17 protein-coding genes and 2 pseudogenes are annotated in these 19,355 nt (G+C 60.8%); 6 read left to right on the forward strand and 13 right to left on the reverse strand.

Going from position 1 to position 19,355, the window contains the following annotated elements:
• Window positions 1-10: 10 nt before the first annotated feature.
• A complete protein-coding gene (locus CAK95_RS05860; RefSeq protein WP_086087080.1) occupies window positions 11-511 on the forward strand; it encodes a GcrA family cell cycle regulator in 501 nt (166 codons plus the stop codon).
• Between the two features lie 102 nt (window positions 512-613).
• On the opposite strand, the gene phoB is transcribed toward CAK95_RS05860, so the two are convergent.
• From phoB to CAK95_RS05910, 11 genes and pseudogenes are all read right to left on the reverse strand, one after another.
• Window positions 614-1,327, reverse strand: a complete 714-nt coding sequence (phoB, locus tag CAK95_RS05865) for a phosphate regulon transcriptional regulator PhoB (protein ID WP_245303641.1) — start codon at window positions 1,325-1,327, stop codon at window positions 614-616.
• Between the two features lie 11 nt (window positions 1,328-1,338).
• Window positions 1,339-2,052: a phosphate signaling complex protein PhoU gene (phoU, locus tag CAK95_RS05870; protein ID WP_086087081.1), complete on the reverse strand. Its 714-nt coding sequence runs from the start codon at window positions 2,050-2,052 to the stop codon at window positions 1,339-1,341.
• A 29-nt stretch (window positions 2,053-2,081) separates the two neighbouring features.
• Window positions 2,082-2,885, reverse strand: a complete 804-nt coding sequence (gene pstB / locus CAK95_RS05875; RefSeq protein ID WP_245303783.1) for a phosphate ABC transporter ATP-binding protein PstB — start codon at window positions 2,883-2,885, stop codon at window positions 2,082-2,084.
• A 35-nt stretch (window positions 2,886-2,920) separates the two neighbouring features.
• Window positions 2,921-3,742, reverse strand: a pseudogene (pstA, locus tag CAK95_RS30280) (phosphate ABC transporter permease PstA); the annotation flags it as partial.
• 537 nt (window positions 3,743-4,279) lie between these two features.
• Window positions 4,280-4,762, reverse strand: a pseudogene (locus CAK95_RS30285) (DUF3333 domain-containing protein); the annotation flags it as partial.
• The gene (gene pstC, locus CAK95_RS05885) at window positions 4,755-6,122 is read right to left on the reverse strand and encodes a phosphate ABC transporter permease subunit PstC (protein ID WP_086087084.1); all 1,368 of its coding nucleotides are present in this window, start codon (window positions 6,120-6,122) and stop codon (window positions 4,755-4,757) included. The gene pstC and the pseudogene CAK95_RS30285, both read right to left, overlap by 8 nt.
• Before the next feature lie 132 nt (window positions 6,123-6,254).
• Window positions 6,255-7,310: a PstS family phosphate ABC transporter substrate-binding protein gene (locus tag CAK95_RS05890; protein ID WP_245303642.1), complete on the reverse strand. Its 1,056-nt coding sequence runs from the start codon at window positions 7,308-7,310 to the stop codon at window positions 6,255-6,257.
• A gap of 152 nt (window positions 7,311-7,462) precedes the next feature.
• Window positions 7,463-8,713, reverse strand: coding sequence for an ATP-binding protein (locus CAK95_RS05895; protein ID WP_086087085.1), 1,251 nt, complete (start codon window positions 8,711-8,713; stop codon window positions 7,463-7,465).
• Between the two features lie 58 nt (window positions 8,714-8,771).
• Window positions 8,772-9,863: a lysylphosphatidylglycerol synthase domain-containing protein gene (locus tag CAK95_RS05900; RefSeq protein WP_086087086.1), complete on the reverse strand. Its 1,092-nt coding sequence runs from the start codon at window positions 9,861-9,863 to the stop codon at window positions 8,772-8,774.
• A gap of 288 nt (window positions 9,864-10,151) precedes the next feature.
• Window positions 10,152-11,111, reverse strand: coding sequence for an ABC transporter substrate-binding protein (locus CAK95_RS05905; protein WP_086087087.1), 960 nt, complete (start codon window positions 11,109-11,111; stop codon window positions 10,152-10,154).
• A gap of 180 nt (window positions 11,112-11,291) precedes the next feature.
• A complete protein-coding gene (locus CAK95_RS05910; RefSeq protein WP_086087088.1) occupies window positions 11,292-12,578 on the reverse strand; it encodes a Rieske 2Fe-2S domain-containing protein in 1,287 nt (428 codons plus the stop codon).
• Window positions 12,579-12,841: 263 nt separating this feature from the next.
• Between CAK95_RS05910 and CAK95_RS05915 the strand changes: the two genes are divergently transcribed.
• From CAK95_RS05915 to CAK95_RS05925, 3 genes are all read left to right on the forward strand, one after another.
• The gene (locus CAK95_RS05915) at window positions 12,842-13,807 is read left to right on the forward strand and encodes a PDR/VanB family oxidoreductase (RefSeq protein WP_086087089.1); all 966 of its coding nucleotides are present in this window, start codon (window positions 12,842-12,844) and stop codon (window positions 13,805-13,807) included.
• A 148-nt stretch (window positions 13,808-13,955) separates the two neighbouring features.
• A complete protein-coding gene (locus CAK95_RS05920; protein ID WP_086087090.1) occupies window positions 13,956-15,152 on the forward strand; it encodes a Gfo/Idh/MocA family protein in 1,197 nt (398 codons plus the stop codon).
• Window positions 15,149-15,760, forward strand: a complete 612-nt coding sequence (locus CAK95_RS05925) for a MarR family winged helix-turn-helix transcriptional regulator (RefSeq protein WP_086087091.1) — start codon at window positions 15,149-15,151, stop codon at window positions 15,758-15,760. Before CAK95_RS05920 ends, CAK95_RS05925 begins: the two co-directional genes overlap by 4 nt.
• Window positions 15,761-15,769: 9 nt before the next feature.
• Here CAK95_RS05925 and CAK95_RS05930 read toward each other — a convergent pair whose 3' ends face one another.
• The gene (locus tag CAK95_RS05930; protein ID WP_086087092.1) at window positions 15,770-16,786 is read right to left on the reverse strand and encodes an LLM class flavin-dependent oxidoreductase; all 1,017 of its coding nucleotides are present in this window, start codon (window positions 16,784-16,786) and stop codon (window positions 15,770-15,772) included.
• 98 nt (window positions 16,787-16,884) lie between these two features.
• Here CAK95_RS05930 and CAK95_RS05935 point away from each other — a divergent pair, with 98 nt between their 5' ends.
• On the forward strand, window positions 16,885-17,160 hold the full coding sequence (locus tag CAK95_RS05935; RefSeq protein ID WP_086087093.1) for a hypothetical protein: 276 nt from the start codon (window positions 16,885-16,887) through the stop codon (window positions 17,158-17,160).
• 136 nt (window positions 17,161-17,296) lie between these two features.
• Here the strand turns inward: CAK95_RS05935 and CAK95_RS05940 are convergent, their stop codons facing one another.
• On the reverse strand, window positions 17,297-18,328 hold the full coding sequence (locus tag CAK95_RS05940) for a cobalamin-independent methionine synthase II family protein (RefSeq protein WP_086087094.1): 1,032 nt from the start codon (window positions 18,326-18,328) through the stop codon (window positions 17,297-17,299).
• 114 nt (window positions 18,329-18,442) lie between these two features.
• Here CAK95_RS05940 and CAK95_RS05945 point away from each other — a divergent pair, with 114 nt between their 5' ends.
• Window positions 18,443-19,318, forward strand: a complete 876-nt coding sequence (locus CAK95_RS05945) for a GNAT family N-acetyltransferase (protein WP_086087095.1) — start codon at window positions 18,443-18,445, stop codon at window positions 19,316-19,318.
• Window positions 19,319-19,355 lie beyond the last annotated feature (37 nt).

Here is a 19,355-nt window from a genome sequence, read left to right on the forward strand (position 1 = left end):
GAGAGGCTCAATGACGTGGACGGACGAACGGGTCGAGCAACTCAAAAAGCTCTGGTCGGATGGCCTTTCAGCCAGCCAGATCGCGGCGGAACTCGGCGGAATTACCCGGAATGCGGTGATCGGCAAGGTCCACCGTCTCGGGCTTTCCGGACGGACAAAGGCGCCCTCGGCCAGCGCGCCGCGGCCGCGCAAGCCACGAACGACCCATATGCTGAGGGTCGCAAGACCCGTGGTCCGGGGGAATACGGCCCTGGCGCATGCCTACGCCTATGACTACGAAGTCGAGCCCGAACAGGCGCCGGTCGAAAATGTCGTTCCGATGGGCCAGCGCCGCACCTTGCTCGAGCTCAACGAACAGACCTGCCGGTGGCCGATCGGCGACCCCGCGACCCAGGACTTCTATTTCTGCGGCGGCCATGCACTGACCAGCCTGCCCTATTGCGCCTATCACTCGCGCATCGCCTATCAGCCGCCGGCGGCGCGGCGCGACAAGCGGCCGGCCCATCGCTGAGCATCGCGGCGGACGAGCAGACGAAAGAAAACGCCCCGGACCACAATCCGGGGCGTTTCTTTTTCAGATCATGCGGGTTCAGCGATAGCGCGGATCTATCGATCAGCTCGCCTTGCCGAAGCGATCGTCGATCGAATAGCCCGAGCCACGCACGGTCCGGATCGGATCGCCGTCACGGCCGCGATTGAGCGCCTTGCGCAGCCGACCGACATGCACATCGACCGTGCGTTCGTCGATATAGACTTCGCTGCCCCAGACGCCGTCGAGCAACTGCTCGCGCGTGAAAACGCGGCCCGGACGCTCCATCAGAAATTCCAGCAACCGGAATTCCGTCGGCCCAAGATCCACATCACGGCCACCACGCGAGACCCGCTTCTTCACCCGGTCAAGCTCGATCTCGCCGAGCGTCAGAATATCGGCCAGCCGTTCCGGCCGGGACCGGCGCAGCAGGGCGCGAATACGCGCCACAAGTTCCGGCACCGAAAACGGCTTGGTGACGTAATCGTCCGCACCGGTCGACAGACCGCGCACGCGCTCGCTCTCCTCGCCGCGCGCGGTCAGCATGATGATCGGCATCGACTTGGTTTCAGGGCGCGTCCGCAACCGCCGGCACAGCTCGATTCCCGAGAGACCCGGCAACATCCAGTCGAGCACGACAAGGTCTGGCGTGCTTTCCCGCAGCCGCGTATCGGCATCGTCGCCGCGGGTCACGGTTTCGACCTCGTAACCCTCGGTCTCAAGATTATAGCGCAACAGGAGAGAAAGCGGTTCCTCGTCTTCGACAATCAGGATGCGCGCATTCGGTCCACTCATCATCAGCGTCTCATTCAGCCTTGGATGCCGACGGGCGCAAAGCTGGTGGTGTCGGCTTTCGGACGTTCGAGCGTCAACGGCTCGCCCTTCATCATGTAATGCACCGTCTCGGCGATATTGGTCGCATGATCGCCCATCCGCTCGATATTCTTGGCCGAGAACAGAAGATGGATGCAGAAGGTGATGTTGCGCGGGTCTTCCATCATATAGGTCAGCAATTCGCGGAACAGCGACACGCACATCGCATCGATTTCCTCGTCACGCTTCCACACCTCCATCGCATCGTCGATGTTGCGGGCGGCATAGGCATCCAGCACCCGCTTGAGCTGGGTCAGAACCAGCGTGCCCATATGTTCGACGCCGCGGATCAGCTTCAGCGAGGGGTATTCGCCATTGAGATCCAGCACCCGCTTGCTGATATTCTTGGCCAGGTCGCCGATCCGCTCGATCTCGTTGGCGACGCGCATTGCGCCGACGACCTCGCGCAGGTCGACCGCCATCGGCTGGCGGCGCGCAATCGTCAGAACCGCCTTTTCCTCGATTTCCCGCTGAAGGGTGTCAACCTGCTCGTCCGATGCGATCACCTTGAGCGCCGTGGTCGTATCCCGGCGCGTCAGAGCGTGAACCGACTCGGCAATTTCCTTCTCGGCGAGGCCGCCCATTTCGGCGACCATGCGATTGAGTTCCTGCAGGTCGGCGTCGAAGGCCTTGGTAATATGGTTAGACATTGTCTCGTCCTCGCTCTTGCAGCGGCCGGTCAGCCGAAGCGACCGGTGATGTAATCCTGTGTCCGACGATCATGTGGTGTCGTGAAGACCGTTTCTGTAGGGCCCTCCTCCACCAGATTGCCGAGATGGAAGAAAGCGGTCCGCTGCGATACGCGGGCGGCCTGCTGCATCGAGTGGGTCACGATGATGATCGTGAAGTTCTGCCTCAATTCGTCGATCAGCTCTTCGATACGCGCGGTCGCGATCGGATCGAGCGCCGAACACGGCTCGTCCATCAGGATCACTTCCGGACCCACAGCGATCGCCCGGGCGATGCAAAGACGCTGCTGCTGACCGCCGGAAAGCCCGGTGCCAGGATCGGACAAGCGATCCTTCACCTCTTCGTAAAGACCGGCCCTTTTCAGACTGGCGGTGACGATTTCGTCGAGATCGGCCTTCGAGCGGGCCATGCCGTGAATGCGGGGACCATAGGCCACGTTCTCGTAGATCGACTTCGGGAACGGATTCGGCTTCTGGAACACCATGCCGACACGCGCACGCAACTGCACAACATCGAGGGATTTGTCATAGATATCGAGATTGTCGATCTCGATATTGCCCGTCACCCGCGCCGACGGGATGGTGTCGTTCATGCGGTTGATGCAACGCAGGAAGGTCGACTTGCCGCAACCCGACGGTCCGATGAATGCCATCACCGAGCGCTCGGGAATATCGACACTGACATCCTTCAAGGCGTGCTTGTCGCCGTAATAGACGTTGACGTTGCGTGCGACCACTTTGGCCGGCGCCTTCGCAGCATCGGCCACAACAGCATCGGCTGCGGGTTTAACCATGGCATTCATAGCCAGCATCTCCAACTCCCGATTTCTTACCAGCGCCGCTCGAAGCGTTTACGCAGGATGATTGCAGTACCGTTCATGACAAACAGGAAGGCCAGAAGCACCATGATCGCAGCGGCGGTGCGCGCCTGGAAACCGATTTCCGGCAAATCAGACCACAGATAGATTTGAACCGGCATCACTGTCGCAGATTGAAAGATGCTGGTGGCAGGCTCGACGATGAACGCGACCATGCCGATCATGAGGAGCGGCGCAGTCTCGCCGAGCGCATGCGCCATGCCGATGATCGTGCCGGTCATGATGCCCGGCATCGCCAGCGGCAGAACATGGTGGAAGATCGCCTGCTGTTTCGAGGCGCCAATGCCGAGGGCAGCCTCCTTGATGGAGGGTGGAACCGCCTTCAAGGCAGCACGCGATGCGATGATGATCGTCGGCAGCACCAGCAGCGCCAGGACCAGGCCGCCCACCAATGGCGCGGAGCGCGGCAGTCCGAAGAAATTGAGGAATACGGCGAGGCCCAGCAGGCCGAACACGATCGAAGGCACCGCAGCAAGATTGTTGATGTTGACCTCGATGATTTCGGTCAGCCAGTTCTTCGGCGCGAATTCTTCCAGGTAGATCGCGCCAGCGACACCAAGCGGAAGGCACAGCACCAGCGTCACGAGCAGGGTCAGCGCCGAACCCACAAGCGCACCCCGAATACCCGCCAGTTCCGGCTCGCGGCTATCGCCGGAGGAGAAGAACCGCCAGTTGAACTGGCTCTGGACAAGACCTCTTTCCTTCAGCACATCGAGCCAAGTCACCACGCGGTCGTTGAGGCGACGGCTGCCTTCCGGCGTCTGATAGTTCACGATTTGCCATGCGCCGGGCGCCGCAGGATCGGCCGAGCTCAGCGAGATCAAGGTGTCGCCCTTCACGCCATCCCCGCTGACGTCCGTAACCTTCACGACACCGCCATTGATCGCGATGAGAAGGCTCGGCATGCGATCGGTGATCGGCTCCGGCGCGGTCGGGTTCTTGTAACGCTGCTCCAGCGCGGCGACGTCCTCCCGCAATTCCTTCGCACGGCCAGACAGCGACGTCGCCTCCTCCGTGGCTGCCGCCAACTGAGATTCAAGCGCAGCGACTCGAGAAGCGTTATTGGCGCTTTTTGCCGCCGCAATGTCGGCTTCGAGCCCCTTTGCGCGCGTTTCGGCACTTGTTGCAAAACCCTGCAGGCGCTCGGCCTCACGCGCTTCATTGCGCGCCTGTGTTGTCAGTGCTTGCTTGACCAGCGCAAGCGCATTGGCGAAGTCGTTCGAGGTCGACTTGATCTCGATTTCACCGGACGTTCCACTCGGCGTGGCGGTGCCGAGGCCTGCGGCTTTGACCACCTTGGTGCCGATGCCTTTGAAATAAAGGTCGCCGTCGGACGACATCAGGACCGGCACGGTGACGGTCTGGCCGATGAGCGAAGGATCGGCGACGACACGCTCGCGCAGGTAATCGGACGCTCCCGATGACAGGATGCTGTCGAGCTGTCGCCGCGCCGTACGATCCTTGGCATCCGGGAACTCCGCCCTCAAAGCGTTGCGGACAAGCGCCTGGAAATCACCCGCACGAATATCGTCCGGGTTTCGCGATCCTTTCGGATCGATCTCTGCCGGATCAATGTTGACGTTCAGCTGGAGCGAGTTCTGCGTGAAGGCCGGAAGGCCTTTCACAATGATGTCGGTCAGAACGACCACCAGGAATATCGCCGTGAGCCCGATCGCGGCGAGACCATAGAAACGGAACCGGGCCTCGGCGCGATATCGTGCCTTGACGCGCGCTCTTGCAGCGTCGGTTCCGAGATCGATCGTGCGAACTCCGGAAAGGGTCGTATCAGTCATATTGTTCTCGATATCGCTTCACGATCTGCATCGCGATCACATTGAGTGCGAGTGTGAAGAAGAAGAGGACGAAGCCCAGAGCGAAGGCCGCCAGCGTCTTGGCGCTGTCGAATTCCTGGTCGCCGACAAGGATCGTCTTGATCTGCACGGTAAAGGTCGTCACCGCTTCGAGCGGATTGAAGGTGAGGTTGGCCGCGAGACCTGCAGCCATCACCACGATCATGGTTTCGCCGACCGCGCGGCTGATGGCGAGCATGAAAGCTGACACGATGCCGGGCAGCGCAGCCGGCAACACCACCTTTTTGATCGTTTCCGATCTCGTCGCGCCCATGCCATAGGACCCATCGCGCAACGATTGCGGCACCGCGTTGATCACGTCGTCGGACAGGGATGACACGAACGGGATGATCATCATGCCCATGACGATACCCGCGGCCAGCGCGCTTTCGGAGGCGACATTCAAACCGATGGATTCGCCAGCGCCTCGGACCCACGGCGCAAGGCTGAGCGCAGCGAAGAAGCCGAGCACCACCGTCGGAATACCGGCGAGGATTTCGAGAATGGGCTTTGCGAAAGCGCGAAAACGCGGCGTGGCGTATTCGGCCATGTATATGGCTGCAAACAAACCGACCGGACCTGCAATCAGCATCGCAATCGTGGTGATCAGGAGGGTGCCTGCGACCAGCGGCACGATGCCGAAGGCGCCTGAGGAGCCGACCTGATCCTCACGGATGGCGGTTTGCGGGCTCCAATGCGTCCCAAACAGGAAGTCCAGCGGAGAGACCTTCTGGAAGAATCGAATGGTCTCGAACAAAACCGAGAACAGGATACCGATGGTCGTCAGAACCGCCACGCATGCCGCGGCCAGCAGCACGTATTTGACAACGGTCTCGACATTATTGCGGGCACGGAACTCCGCCGACAGCATACGGAATGCGTATGCGATGCCGAGAAGGCCGAAAATCCAGCCGGCCCCGAGGATCAATGTATTGGTCCAGGACCGCAGCGACGTATAAACATCGGCTGCATTTTTCAGCGCAACACTCGGCTGCCCGGGGTAATTGCCGGACGCGACGGCCAGGATGTCGCGCATCGCCGCGCCGCGCTTGAGATCGTCGTCGAGCAGATTGGGGTCCAGCGCACTGATGGCTTGCGTATTCACGATCTTGTCGGCGATCGGAACCGCGACAAGGAAGATCAGCAGCATCGGGATCAGCACGCTGATCACCACGAAGGCGCCGTGATAAACCGGACGCGAATGCAGCTGGACGTTGCCGCCCGCAACGACCGCGCGCGAGCGCCCGAGAAAATAACCAGCGATCACCAGGACCGCGAGGCCGAGGAAATACAGCGACGTCATGGCCTCAACACCCCCCGGAAAAAACCGGCTTCGTACCTGATATCGATAGGACAGTTATCATTGCGGGCCTTTATCGGCTTCGCTTCGTTGAAGAGAGCGGCCGCGCAACCTGCGCGACCGCTCAATTGTCGCTTATGAACCGAGCGCGTCAGCCGACACAGGCTTCATGTCGGTGATCGACTTGCGCACCGCGTCTGCTTCCGCCTTCGGCAGGGTCACAAGACCTTTCTTGGCGAGATAGCCATCTTCGCCGATCGCTTTCGGGGAAACATATTCGACCGCAAACTTGTCGATGCCCGGCACGATGCCGACATGGGCCTTCTTCAGATAGACATACATCCGGCGAGCGCCCGGATATTTGCCGCTCGTGATGTTGTCGAATTCCGGCTCGGAGCCGTTGAGCGGCACGCCACGCAGCTTCGCGGCATTCTCTTCCAGGAAGGAATAGCCGAACACGCCGAAGGCATTCTTGTTCTGCTCCAGCTTGGCGACGATCAGATTGTCGTTCTCACCGGCTTCGACGTAAACGCCGTCTTCGCGAAGCGTTTTCCAAACCGAGTCAAACGCCTTCGGATCCGACTTCTTCAGTTGTGCAAGAGCGGGGATCTGCTCGGCGCCCTTTTCAAGAAGCAGCTCATGGAACGAGTCACGGGTGCCGGAGGTCGGCGGAGGACCAAGCACTTCGATCTTGAAGTTCGGCAGCGACTTGTCGATGTCGGACCAGTTCTTGTTCGGGTTCGGGATCAGTTTTCCGTCCGGTCCGGGAACCTGCTTCGCAACAGCCAGCAGCAATTGCGGGAGCGTCAGCTTGATCGGCGTGCCCTGCTTCGACTGAGCAATGGTCAGGCCGTCGAAGCCGATATTGATCTCGACGACGTCCTTGACGCCGTTCTTCTGGCACATGTCCAGTTCGGTCTTCTTCATGCGGCGCGAGGCATTGGTCGCGTCCGGATGCTCCTCGCCGACGCCAGCGCAGAACAGCTTCATGCCGCCACCGGTTCCGGTGGATTCGACGACCGGAGTCTTCACGCCGCCGGTCTTACCGAGCTGCTCGGCAACGGCTGTGGTGAACGGATAAACGGTGGACGAACCGACGATACGGATCTGGTCGCGAGCTTGGGCAGTGCCGGCAACGAGCATACCGGCCGCCACGAGCGCAAAGGCGCTGGCGAAGGTCTGGGGTTTCAAAGCATCTCTCCTTCGAGTTTGTGCGGGGCGGTCGGCATTGGAAATGAAAAAGGGGAAGACCAACCCGGTTGCACCCCGTCAGCTAGGGTGACATGCCTTCGGTTCTATGACGGCCAGATGACACCTGAATGACAATGTAACTTATTGAAAAATCAGCTATTTTTTCGCGTTGCCGGCATTAGGCCTGTGGACATCGGCAACCGGACGGTAAAAGTCGCCCCCTCGCCCGACCGGCTCTCGATATTCAGCCGGCCGCGATGGCGGTTCATGATGTGCTTGACCAAAGCGAGCCCGAGACCGGTCCCCCCCTGCGCCCGACTCTCGGTCACGTCCACGCGATAGAAGCGCTCGGTCAGCCGCGGCAGATGCTCGCCGGAAATGCCGGGGCCGTAATCGCGCACCGCCGCGACCGCTTCCTCGCCGCCACTGACATTGAACGCGCGCGACAGGGTAATTTCCACGCGCTTGCCCGACGCCCCGTATTTCAGAGCATTCTCGATCAGGTTTTCGAACACCCGCGTCAGCTCGTCCCGGTCGCCGGACACCACCAGCGGCTCCTTGGGCGCGGAAACGGTAACGGTCACGCCGCGGTCCCGTGCCAGCATCTGCAGCGCATCGACCACCTGGCGAATGATCGGCAGCAATTCCACCGGCGTCTGCGGACGCACATGCGCAGACAGCTCGATCCGCGACAACGACAGGAGATCGTCGATCAGCCGCGCCATGCGTTTGGCCTGCGCCTCCATGATGTCGAGGAAACGCTCCCGCGCGGCGGTATCGTTGCGCGCCGGCCCTTTCAGCGTCTCGATGAAACCCGAAAGCGCCGCGAGCGGGGTGCGCAATTCGTGGCTGGCATTGGCGACGAAATCGACCCGCATTTCCTCGACCCGCCGGATCGGCGAGAGATCGCGAAACGTCAGCAACAGGCGCTGGGTCGAGCGCCCCGCATGCCCGTCCTCATCCGGCATCGGTGTGACGATGACTTCGAACCACCGCTCGGACGGAACGCGCTCGGCAAACTCGGCGCGTTCGGGCCGACGGCTCACGCCAGCCCGCCGCACCGCATCGACCACCTCCGGAATGCGCAAGGCCAGCATGGCCAGTTCGCCCGGCCGGAGCGAAGGGGCGATGGTGCTGGCCATCGCATTCAGCGTCACAACGCGCCCATCCGTATCCAGCAGAATGGTCGGATCCGGAAGCGCCCCGATCACGTCGGCGAGGAAATGATCGTCCTGCGGTATGGGGAGGGCGTTGCCACTTGCGGCACTATCGTTGCTCGCCTGCAGCCGGCTGAAATACCATGCAGCAACCGCAAGGATGACGAGTGCAGGAACGGCCAGCGCCGGGCGCAGACCTCCGCTGAACAGCGGCACAGCGATAGTGACGGCTGCAATCGCCGCCATGATCCACGGGCCGTATCGGCCGAACTTTTTGCCCAGCCCTACTATTGAAGGCCTCGGATCACTGCTTTGGTCCATTACCGTGGGACGGCCTTTGACCGGCGCCGCCGCTGCTCGCAATCGTTTCACGTTCCTTCGGTTCTACCAGCACATCGGCGGTGATGGTTGCAAGGGGTGGAACGCGCGTCGTGTAAAGTCCTTTGATGATTTCGCGCCCGCCAAGGATCGCAAGCGCGAGTGCGAACGGGATGATGTAGTAAAGCAGCCGAAACAGCAGCAGACTGGCCAGCAGTTGTTCCTTGTCGAATTGCCACAACGCCACCAGCATTGCGGCATCGAACACGCCAAGACCGCCGGGCGAATGGCTCGCAAAGCCAAGCAGCGTTGCGGCAACGAAGATCACCGACAACGTGATGAAACTGATATGCGGCTCATCCGGCAACAAAAGATACATCGCGGCGGCACAGCAGGCGAGATCGACGATGCCGATGACGATCTGTAGAAGGGTCAACGGCCCGCCCGGCAAGGTGACTTTCCAGCCGCTGCGGCCGATCACGCGCGGGCGCCGCCAGACCCAGGCCACATAGGCAACAAGAACGATCAGGACCACGACGGCCAAGACCCGGTTGAACCAAGGCGGCACCTGATTGATGGCGCTCGCCGCTTCCGGCGCATAAAAGATACCAAGGCCGAGCACGGTGGCATTGCCGAGCCAGAATGTCAGGCCGGCAATGAAACAGATTTTCGCCACCTCGACCGCGCTGACGCCATGCGCGGAATAGATCCGATAACGCACCGCGCCGCCTGTGAAGACGCTGGCGCCGACATTATGCCCGACGGAATAGCTGGTGAACCCGGCCAGCGCCGCGGTCGGATAAGGCACATCGCTGCGTCCGATCGTGCGAAGGGCAAACAGATCGTAGAATGTCAGCGTGAAGTAGCCGAAGGCGACGAATAATGCGGCCAGCAGGAAGTCCTTCTCGTCGGTCGCCCGCAACGCCTTGAAGACTTCCTTGATATCGATGTTGTGCAGCATGCGGTACAGGACGACGCCCGCTGCAACAATAATGACGACACTGAGCGCAAAGCCGATCCGGTGCCAGCCGATCTTCTCGCTGATAAAACGCGCCATGGCGCGCAGCATTTCGAGCATTCGCAAAACCCCGCTGCAACGCCGGCCAGTTGCCCTTTGATCAAGATGATTTTGGGTCGAATTGACCCAAAATCATCTTGATCGATTCTCATACGTTAGAGCATGACGTCGTCCGAAAACCGCTTCGCATCCCGGATCAAGTCCGGGACAGGCTTTTTCGGCATCATGCTCTCGCGGGCCGCGATTGCGGGCGAGGTACTAGCAGAAGTCGGGGGGCGCAGGCAAAGCGGACAAAGAGACGGCCGCGGCCTGGATAGGCCGCGGCCGATGCTCGAAAAGCCCGTAATTTCAGCGCGGCGGAATCTGGATCAATTCCCCTAGCTGCTCCTTGGTCAGTTCATTGGGTGTGAATTTCAGCGCCACGGCATCCTTCACGATTTCGTCAAGGCCAGTGATCCGGTCCGGGTTGATCGAATCCTTCGGGAAGAAGTCGTCCCGCGTCCGCCGGGCCTTGGCCTCCGGGATATTCAGCCAGTTCGCGTAAACCTTGAGACCGGCATCGGTGTACATGAAATCGACCGTTTCGCGGTAAGCCTTCATGTAGCGGTCGATCGCGTCCTTCTTCGATTGCAACACCGGCGCTGTGGTCATCAGCAGACGGACGGTCTGGCCTTTGAAGGCCGCGGCATCGTTGCCGCTGGCGAGAATGCGGATCTGCTTCTGGTCGAGTTGATCGAGGCCAAAAGGCGGTGCCGCCCAGCCGATATCGATCTGACCCGACATGACCTGCGTCAAAGTGCCGGGAGGACCACCTGTCGCAGTCGGTTTGGCGGTCAGGCCATACTGCTTCATGAAGGCGGAGACGATGCCATGGGTGGACGACCCGTTGGTCGAATAGGCCAGCGTCCGGCCAGCCGTGTCCTTCAGCGTCTTGATCGGCGAATCGGCTTTGACATACCAGTAGAGATCGGCGGCGCCGGTCGTCTCCGCGCCGATGACGCGGACCGGAGCGCCTTTCGCATAGGCGCTGAGCACGCCCATGATTCCGGCGGCGACACCGATATCGACGCTGCCGGAAATCGCGGCCTGCTGGGTCTCACCCGCGCCCTGGGTGTAGACGATTTCGAGTTCGAGACCGTGCTTCTTGAATATGCCGGCCCGCTGGCCGACCTCGGACACCGATGTGTCCCAGTTGCCGCGTTGCCCGACAGCGAGTTTCAGTTTGTCTTGCGCGTCTGCCGGCGACATGCCGATCAGATAGCCAGCCGCAGCCAGCCCCAGCAAAGGGGCGAGTGCCCGTCTTTTCATTGAAGTCCTCCCAGTGTGAAACGTCTTCTTGATGAGACGTTGGTTGTTATTCTCGCGGTCTCCTCGATTGATGTCATTCCGGGACGCGCGTGAAACGCGCGGGCCCGGAATCCAGTTGAGGGGCGCTGGATTCCGGGTTCGCGGACTTACGTCCGCGCCCCGGAATGACAGTTGAAAGTGTCACGCGACCTTGCTCGCTTCGCTATCGCTAGTGACCGTGAATGTGCGCCAGTTGGTCGATTTGGCGACGATGCTTTCAGACGAGCGGATCTTGGCCTGCGGGATGTGTGGCGTCGTCCTGCCGATGGCGACGCCGGTATCACGCATCTGTCGTGCAGCATCGACCATCAGCTTGCGGAATTCCACCACAGCAAGGTCGCTGGCGCCGAGACGCTCCTTGGTCCGATCTGCAATCGGCCCCATGGTTTCCCACATGACGATATCCTGATTGGGAATCCCCTTGATGCCGGTGAAATCGCCGAGCTGCATCGCCTGACGATCCTGTTTGTAATTGTTGGCCCGGTTACGCAGATTGTTGAACGAGCGATCGAGATCGATGCCCGGCTGCGCGCCATTGAATTTGCGCCACGCTTCCTGATCGATGCCGCCCTTGTCGCTCCAGGCGATGAAGTGAAACACCGTGTTGGTGTCGTCTGCCGGCACCAGGACCGTCGCGACATTGTATGCGTTGTTCGGCGGGATCAGCGCGGTGAATGGCGCGACATACACCGTCACGCGCACATAATCATGCGTGCTGGGATTGGCGATCGGACGGCGAATGGCCGCGTAGTGAAAACCGAAGCTGGTGCGCTCGACCTGCAGCCGCGGTGCCTTGTCGGTGGAGGGACGCAGCCAATGCGTATCGACGGCCTTCGCCGCATCGACCTTGGCCGGCTTCATGTCCGACGAATGCAGGCTGGATGAATGCGCCGAATCGATTTGCCCTTCCAGGATCTGCGCCCAGTTGCAGCCGACATGAATCTTCACGATCGAGACCCGCGTATCTTCATGCGGCGCGAAAGCCGGCGGCTCGAACTCCGGCATCGTTTCCGCCGGCCCCATATAGGTCCAGACGAAGCCGCCCCATTCGCGCGCCGGATAGGCCTTGATCTTCACCTTTTCGGCGAAACCGCTCTCCGGCGGCTCCGAGGTCATTTCGATGACGTTGCCTTCAACGTCCATTTTCCAGCCGTGATAGAGGCAGCGCAGCCCGCATTCCTCGTTGCGGCCGAAGGCCAGCGACACCCGGCGGTGCGGACAATATTCATCGATGATGCCAAGCCGCCCGTCGCTGTCGCGGAACACGACTAGGTCTTCGCCCAGCAGCCGAACTTTCAGCGGCGGCCCGTCTGGCTCGGCCACCTCCTCGATCAGGCAGGCCGGCATCCAGTGCCGCCGCATGATCTGCCCCATCGGGGCGTCACCCTCGACGCGACACAAAAGGTCGTTTTCTTCACTCGTCATCATGGGCGCCTCCGGTCGGCTAAATAATATTAGCTCTCTAAGTTTTTATCCTATAATAATTCCGGACTGTTTGTCGAGACGCCCTCGATATGATTGTGCGTCCCAATAAAATTTGCGACCAAGGGACGCCGGGACCCCAGAGCATGATGCCGAAATTGCGTAGCGGTTTTCGGACGAAATCATGCTCTAACGTGTTGGAATCGATCACGTTTATGAATTTGGATCGTTCGATCCAAATTCATCGTGGTCTAAGCGACTGATGGACAATGAATAGCGCCCTGCTTGCCGACATTCCCGTTCAGATCACACGCGCCGAGGAAATCGCCGATGGCATCCATCTGTTCGAGATGCGCTGCAAGGACGGCAGCGACTTGCCGGCTTTCACCGCCGGCTCGCACATCAATCTGCGGGTGCCGAACGGTCTCGTGCGGAAATATTCGTTGTGCAGCGATCCGGCGGACCGGAGCCACTATCGCGTCGCGATCAAGCGTGAAGACAACGGACGCGGCGGTTCGGTCTACCTGATCGACAATACCAAGGTCGGCGACGAGTGGATGATTTCCACGCCGGACAACGCTTTCGCGCTGCCGCAGCGCGGTGACAATTTCATCTTCATCGCCGGCGGCATCGGCATCACGCCATTCATCGCCATGATCCATGCGCTGAAAGACGATCCGGCCAAGAAATTCAAACTCTACTACTGCTCACGCACGCCGGAGATGACGGCATTCCGCGAGGAGCTGAGCGCGCCGGAATTCAAGGGCAAGGTCGTCATTCATTATGATGGCGGCGACCCATCGAAGGCGCTTGATCTCTGGCCGATCGTCGAGGAGCGCAAGAACAGAGAACACGTTTACTGCTGCGGGCCTCGCGGCCTGATGGAAGCGGTGCGTGCAGCAACCGGCCACTGGACGCCGACATCGATTCACTTCGAGGCCTTCAGCGAGGCCGATGCGCGGCGTCCCGACGACCAGCCGTTCAAGGTGAAGCTCAACTCCACGGGCGAAGTGATCGACGTGCCGGCGGGCACGACCATTCTGGAAGCGATGCGCGCCAACGGAAAAGACGTGCCAAGCTCCTGCGAAAGCGGCACCTGCGGGACCTGCCGCACCAAGCTGCTTGAAGGCGAAGCCGACCATCGCGACCTCGTGCTCACCGAGAACGAGCGGAGCAGTCAGATCATGATCTGCGTCTCGCGGGCCAAAACGCCGGACATCACGATCGATCGCTGAGGCGTTAAGTATGGATCGATTGAACCCAATCCATCCGCTCGCACCCGGGTCCGCGCTTTGCGCGGCCCGAGCACAGGCTCCGGCGGGGGCCCAGGGCCAAGGATTCTGGATTCCCGCTTACACGGGAATGAGCGGCAGGTAGAGGGTCATGGCCGATCGCAAAATCCGTCTCGGAATTGCCGGTCTCGGGCGCGCCTTCACCTTGATGCTGCCGACCTTTACGGCTGATCCGCGGATTGAACTTGTTGCCGCGAGCGATCTGCGGGACGACGCGCGCAAACAATTCGAAAACGAATTTGGCGCGCGCAGTTACGGCGCGATCGAAGACTTGTGCCGCGATCCCGATGTGGACGCGGTGTATGTCGCCACACCGCATCAGATGCATGCGCAGCATGTGGCCATCGCCGCGCGACACGGCAAACATGTTCTGGTCGAGAAGCCGATGGCCATCGCCCTCGATCAATGCCAGGCGATGATCGATGCCGCAAAAAAGGCCGGCGTAATCCTTGTCATCGGTCACAGCCACAGCTTCAACGCGCCGATCCTGCATACGCGCGCACTGATCGACAGCGGCGCCTATGGTGCCGTCCGCATGATCCATGCGCTGAATTACACCGACTACATGGTGCGCCCGCGCCGGCCGGAGGAGATGGATACGGCGCAGGGCGGCGGCGTTTTGTTCAGCCAGGGCGCGCATCAGATCGATATCGTGCGGCTGCTCGGCGGCGGGCAAGTGCGCTCGGTGCGCGCGTTGACCGGGAACTGGGACCGATCGCGCCCGACCGAGGGCGCCTATTCGGCGCTGCTCACATTCGATGACGGCGCCTTCGCCTCCTGCACCTATAGCGGCTATGCGCATTTCGATTCCGACGAGTTTATGGGCTGGATCGGCGAAATGGGTTTGCGCAAGGATCCATCGCGTTATGGCGCTGGCCGCGCCGCCTTGCAGGCAGCAACGAATGCCGATGAGGAAGCGGCGCTGAAAGCTGAGCGCAATTATGGCGGCAAGAATTATGCGCCGTCGTCGCATGCCGTCTCGCCGGAGCGGCTGCATCAGCATTTCGGCACCATCATCGTCTCGTGCGAGCGCGCCGACCTTCGCCCGATGGCGGGCGGCGTCATGATCTATGATGACAAGGAAGCCCGGCTCGATCCCGTGCCGGTGCCGAAGGTGCCGCGCGCCGAAGTGATCGACGAATTCTACGACGCGATCGTTCATGGCAAGTCGCCGCTCCATGACGGCGCCTGGTCGATGGCGACACTCGAGGTGTGCCTTGCCATCCTGCAATCGGCGAAGACGCGGGCCGAGGTGCCGACAAAACATCCGATCGCGGTCCGGACATGACAGAACGAAAGCCGGCCAAGAACAGGACAAAGAGCGCAACAACGAGCGGCACCGACGCGCAGACCATCCTTCGTCACTGGCGCGAGGCTGTGCCCGACGATCGTCTCGCCCACCTCGTCAAGGACGCTACACGCGCACTTCTACGAGCGTTACAGATGCGGCTGACCGCGCATAATGTCTCGCTCGGCCATTGGACCTTCCTGCGCATCCTCTGGGAAAAAGACGGCCTCACGCAACGAGAACTGAGCGAGCAAGCCGGCGTGATGGAGCCGACCACCTTCTCCGCCGTCAACGCGATGGAGAAGCTCGGCTATGTCGTTCGCCGGCAAATGCCCGACAGCCGCCGCAAGGTCTATGTGTACCTCACGCCGAAAGGCCGGTTATTAAAGGAAAAACTCGTGCCGCTGGCGGAAGACGTCAATCGCGTTGCGGTCGGCGACGTGGCGACCGAACACATCGCCATCACGCGGCAGACGCTGCTCACCATCCTGGAAAATCTTGCGCGCGACGAAATCGTCGCCAACGACCCGGAGCGCCGTATCCCCTCGACCCGCGAACTCGCTTTGCGCGTTGCCGACAAGACAAGGCAAAGTCGTAAGCGGAGTTAAAAGGCGCGTTCAGACGGCTCTGATTGCAGCAGGGCGGAGGGATGCAAGCCCAGCCGCTTCCGCGATCAGTTCGATCGAACGCAAACGCAACGTATGTTCGTAGACATCCGAGACGATGATCAATTCGTCCGCCTTCGCCTCCGCAATCAGCGCGTCCATCCCGGCACGAACCGTATCGGGCGAACCGACAATGGAGCGGGCCAGCATCCGCGTCACCTGCGCCTTCTCGACAGGCGACCAGTATGTCTCGATGTCATCGATCGGCGGCTGGCTGAGACCGCGCGCGCCGCGGAAAATGCCCGTGAAGGACATCTGCTGCGTCGTCGCCAGCCGCTTCGCGTCGGCATCCGTTTCCGCGGCGATCACATTCACACCAACCATTGCGTACGGCTTGTCGAGCTGTTCGGACGGTTTGAAGCGGCTGCGATAGATCGCCAGCGCCTCGATCAGATGATCCGGCGCAAAATGTGAAGCGAAAGCATAAGGCAGCCCGAGTTCGGCCGCGAGCATGGCGCCGAAATGGCTTGAACCGAGAATCCAGAGCGGCACATTCGTGCCCGCCGCGGGCACAGCTTCGATGCGTTGTCCTGGTCCGGCCGGTGCAAGAAAAGCCTGCAATTCGAGAATGTCCTGCGGGAAATTGTCGGCCGCCTCCGGCGTGCGGCGCAGCGCCCGCAACGTCAATTGATCTGTCCCCGGCGCGCGGCCAAGACCGAGATCGATCCGGCCGGGAAAGAGCTGCGCCAAAGTGCCGAATTGCTCGGCGATGACATAGGGCGAATGATTAGGCAGCATGATGCCGCCAGCGCCGATGCGGATTGTCTTCGTACCTTCGGCAATATGAGCCAGCACAACCGAGGTCGCGGCACTGGCAATGCCGCGCATATTGTGATGTTCGGCCACCCATACACGATTGTATCCCAGGCGTTCGGCATGTGCCGCAAGGCCGCGCGCATTGTTAAGCGCGCCGCGCGCATCGACTGCCTCCGTGACACGGACGAGTTCAAGGATCGATAGGGGTGTCATGCGCCGCTTCCGGAATTGCGTGTCAATAACGTCATCGACGCAAAATAAGAGAGCGCAACGGATTTGCGAGAGGCGCGGAGGTCATCTGCATTCCCGGCATGGCAATGAAGGCAGCGCCCCATGCCAAGAGGCTCGCATTTGTCGCCGGCTTCGCGGCGATGGGCGTTTTCCTGTCCAAGGCGCTCTCTGGACTCGGCGACGGTCTCAGGCAGATCGTGGTGCCGGGCGGGGCGGAGCTCAGGCTGGAGCCGGGCCGCTACACGATCTTTCACGAGACCCGAAGCACGGTCGACGGCAAGCTCAGTCGGGTTTCTGGAGAGGCGTCGGGAAGACCACAGGCGGTGCCACCGTCACCGGCACCGTCAAGGAGGTGACACCGCGCGCCCCGCGTGGTTGGCGACATCATCGCGCTGGTGTTCCGGGCGGGCTGAACACTCGGCTTAACGTTCGCCCTGCCGGCGATGATCCGGGACGGCTTCTTCTCCTAAATGCCTGTGCCGGCTGCCGCTATCAAGCCGGCAGTGCCGTCTCCGTCTGCCGCCCCTCGTAACGGTCCCGCCCCTCAACGAGAGACCGAATTTTTCCATCAGCAATGCCGCGTTTCAGCATCCAGAAACCACAGTCGGGATGAATATACTTGATCCGGCCAACACCGAGAATGTTCTCGGCCCGCTCGATCGATCTCGCGATCTGATCGGCAGTTTCGATCTCCGTCGATTTAATATCGACGACGCCAAGCCCAAGACCGATCTCAGGACGCAACCCGCGGAATGCCGCAAGTTCTTCGGCCGGTCGGTGCGCATTCTCCATCACAATGTGATCGACATGCAGCGCATTGAGATAATCGATGAGTTTGCTCCAGTTGCCTTTCTGGATCGATTGTCCCCCGTAATTTCCAAAGCAGAGGTGCACGGCTGGCGTCGTTTTGACCGCATCAAGAACGCGATTCATCGCCGCCGCCGCCCAACTCCACTCGTCCGGGCTTCCCGGCAAGTTCGCTTCGTCAATTTGAACAATATCGGCATCAAGATAGCGAACCTGCTCCGCCAGCGCATCGGCAATAGCCATCGCCAAGTCGGGGAGATTTTTGTAATGCAGGTCGAGCAGGGTTTTCGCCAGCATATGCGGGCCGGTCAGCGTGAATTTAAACGGCTTCGCAGCCAGCGCCTTTGCGCGAGCGCAAGCCTGCGGCAGATCGAGCGTCCCTGAACCGACGGGTCCATGCACAACACCAGGCGGGCGCGTGCGAAACTTCATTGCCTTGAGACCGCGATAGCTGACCAACTCGCTGAACGCAACCTCGGACCTGATGCCTGACATCGGCTTCAGAAAATATTCGATCATGCCATTGGTTTCGGGATGATTGATATCGAAGCGCGACAACTCGCCATCGCACACGACATCGATGCCTGCATGCTCCTGCGTATGAATCACAACGCGCGTCGCATCGATCAGCGCCTGTTCGGAGGGCAGCGCCGACAGCCAATCCGGCACCGGATAGGAGCCTACGACCGTCGTTTTGATTTGCGGCTGTTGTGACATGGCGATCTCCAGCTACAGCATTCGATGAATGGACAGGCGGGCGCGTCCTTGGTATCCAACTGGTTAACTTTTTAGCATCCGACAATCGCCGTCACCAGAAAAAAACGATGCATCATGATGGCTTATTCTGATCCCGCGCTGGCGACGGAATCGCCACTCACCGCGAGCGAGTTGGGGGATGCAGACGTGCTCGTCCAGGAAGCGGGCTGGAATCAAACCGACGCGGACTGGCGCATCTTTCTCGACCTCGGCCAGGTTTATGCTGTGCGCAACAGCGATGATCGCGTCGTTGCAACCGCGGCGACGTTGCCGCATGAGGGCAAGTTTGCGTGGATCAGCATGGTTTTAGTTAGTGCTGATTACCGTCGCCAGGGACTTGCATCCCGTCTTTTGCGCCGCTGCATCGATAACCTAACAACATCGGGGCTGATCCCTGTCCTCGACGCGACACCCGACGGGCGCGCCGTCTATCGGGCGCTGGGTTTTGAGGACATATGGGGTTATCACCGGATGGCTCTGCGCGCGCCGCCGGCATCCTCCCATGATCCAAACGAACGCATCGAGGTGCATTCGATCGCCGACTCCGTATGGCCTTCGTTGTGCGATTATGACGCTGCAGCCTTCGGTGCGCGGCGCGATGCAATGCTGGGACGCTTGCGCGGTCGATTGCCGCAAGCCGAACTCTATGCGGTGCGTGGAGGGAAGATCAGCGGCCTGCTGCTCGGTCGTGACGGTCGTTCCGCCAACCAACTCGGACCGCTGATCGCGGATGACGACGAAACGGCTCTGGCTTTGCTCCAGCGCGCGATATCCGCAATTGAGCCGCCCATCTATCTCGACTTTGCCGACGCCAAAAACCGTCTGCGCGGCTGGCTCGAAACGACCGGCTTTTCCGACGTTCGCCCGCTGACCCGCATGGCGTTAGGCAACCATGGGCGTTTCGACGATCCCCGGCGAACTTACGCCGTGGCCGGCCCTGAATTCGGATAGGGCTGCAAGGCCGGTCGCTATACGTCCGGCCTTGTCA

This window comes from Pseudorhodoplanes sinuspersici (genome assembly GCF_002119765.1).
GTDB lineage: Bacteria > Pseudomonadota > Alphaproteobacteria > Rhizobiales > Xanthobacteraceae > Pseudorhodoplanes > Pseudorhodoplanes sinuspersici.

Excerpts from the sequence above, each read along its gene's own strand:
- CAK95_RS05925 (WP_086087091.1), top strand. The coding sequence starts at position 15,149 with ATGACAGAACGAAAGCCGGCCAAGAACAGGACAAAGAGCGCAACAACG.
- phoB (WP_245303641.1), bottom strand. The coding sequence starts at position 1,327 with ATGATGAGTGGACCGAATGCGCGCATCCTGATTGTCGAAGACGAGGAA.
- CAK95_RS05895 (WP_086087085.1), bottom strand. The coding sequence starts at position 8,713 with ATGGCGGCGATTGCAGCCGTCACTATCGCTGTGCCGCTGTTCAGCGGA.
- CAK95_RS05910 (WP_086087088.1), bottom strand. The coding sequence starts at position 12,578 with ATGATGACGAGTGAAGAAAACGACCTTTTGTGTCGCGTCGAGGGTGAC.
- pstB (WP_245303783.1), bottom strand. The coding sequence starts at position 2,885 with ATGGTTAAACCCGCAGCCGATGCTGTTGTGGCCGATGCTGCGAAGGCG.
- CAK95_RS05940 (WP_086087094.1), bottom strand. The coding sequence starts at position 18,328 with ATGTCACAACAGCCGCAAATCAAAACGACGGTCGTAGGCTCCTATCCG.
- CAK95_RS05900 (WP_086087086.1), bottom strand. The coding sequence starts at position 9,863 with ATGCTCGAAATGCTGCGCGCCATGGCGCGTTTTATCAGCGAGAAGATC.
- CAK95_RS05920 (WP_086087090.1), top strand. The coding sequence starts at position 13,956 with ATGGCCGATCGCAAAATCCGTCTCGGAATTGCCGGTCTCGGGCGCGCC.
- CAK95_RS05945 (WP_086087095.1), top strand. The coding sequence starts at position 18,443 with ATGATGGCTTATTCTGATCCCGCGCTGGCGACGGAATCGCCACTCACC.
- CAK95_RS05860 (WP_086087080.1), top strand. The coding sequence starts at position 11 with ATGACGTGGACGGACGAACGGGTCGAGCAACTCAAAAAGCTCTGGTCG.
- CAK95_RS05935 (WP_086087093.1), top strand. The coding sequence starts at position 16,885 with ATGGCAATGAAGGCAGCGCCCCATGCCAAGAGGCTCGCATTTGTCGCC.
- CAK95_RS05905 (WP_086087087.1), bottom strand. The coding sequence starts at position 11,111 with ATGAAAAGACGGGCACTCGCCCCTTTGCTGGGGCTGGCTGCGGCTGGC.
- phoU (WP_086087081.1), bottom strand. The coding sequence starts at position 2,052 with ATGTCTAACCATATTACCAAGGCCTTCGACGCCGACCTGCAGGAACTC.
- CAK95_RS05915 (WP_086087089.1), top strand. The coding sequence starts at position 12,842 with ATGAATAGCGCCCTGCTTGCCGACATTCCCGTTCAGATCACACGCGCC.
- CAK95_RS05930 (WP_086087092.1), bottom strand. The coding sequence starts at position 16,786 with ATGACACCCCTATCGATCCTTGAACTCGTCCGTGTCACGGAGGCAGTC.
- pstC (WP_086087084.1), bottom strand. The coding sequence starts at position 6,122 with ATGACGTCGCTGTATTTCCTCGGCCTCGCGGTCCTGGTGATCGCTGGT.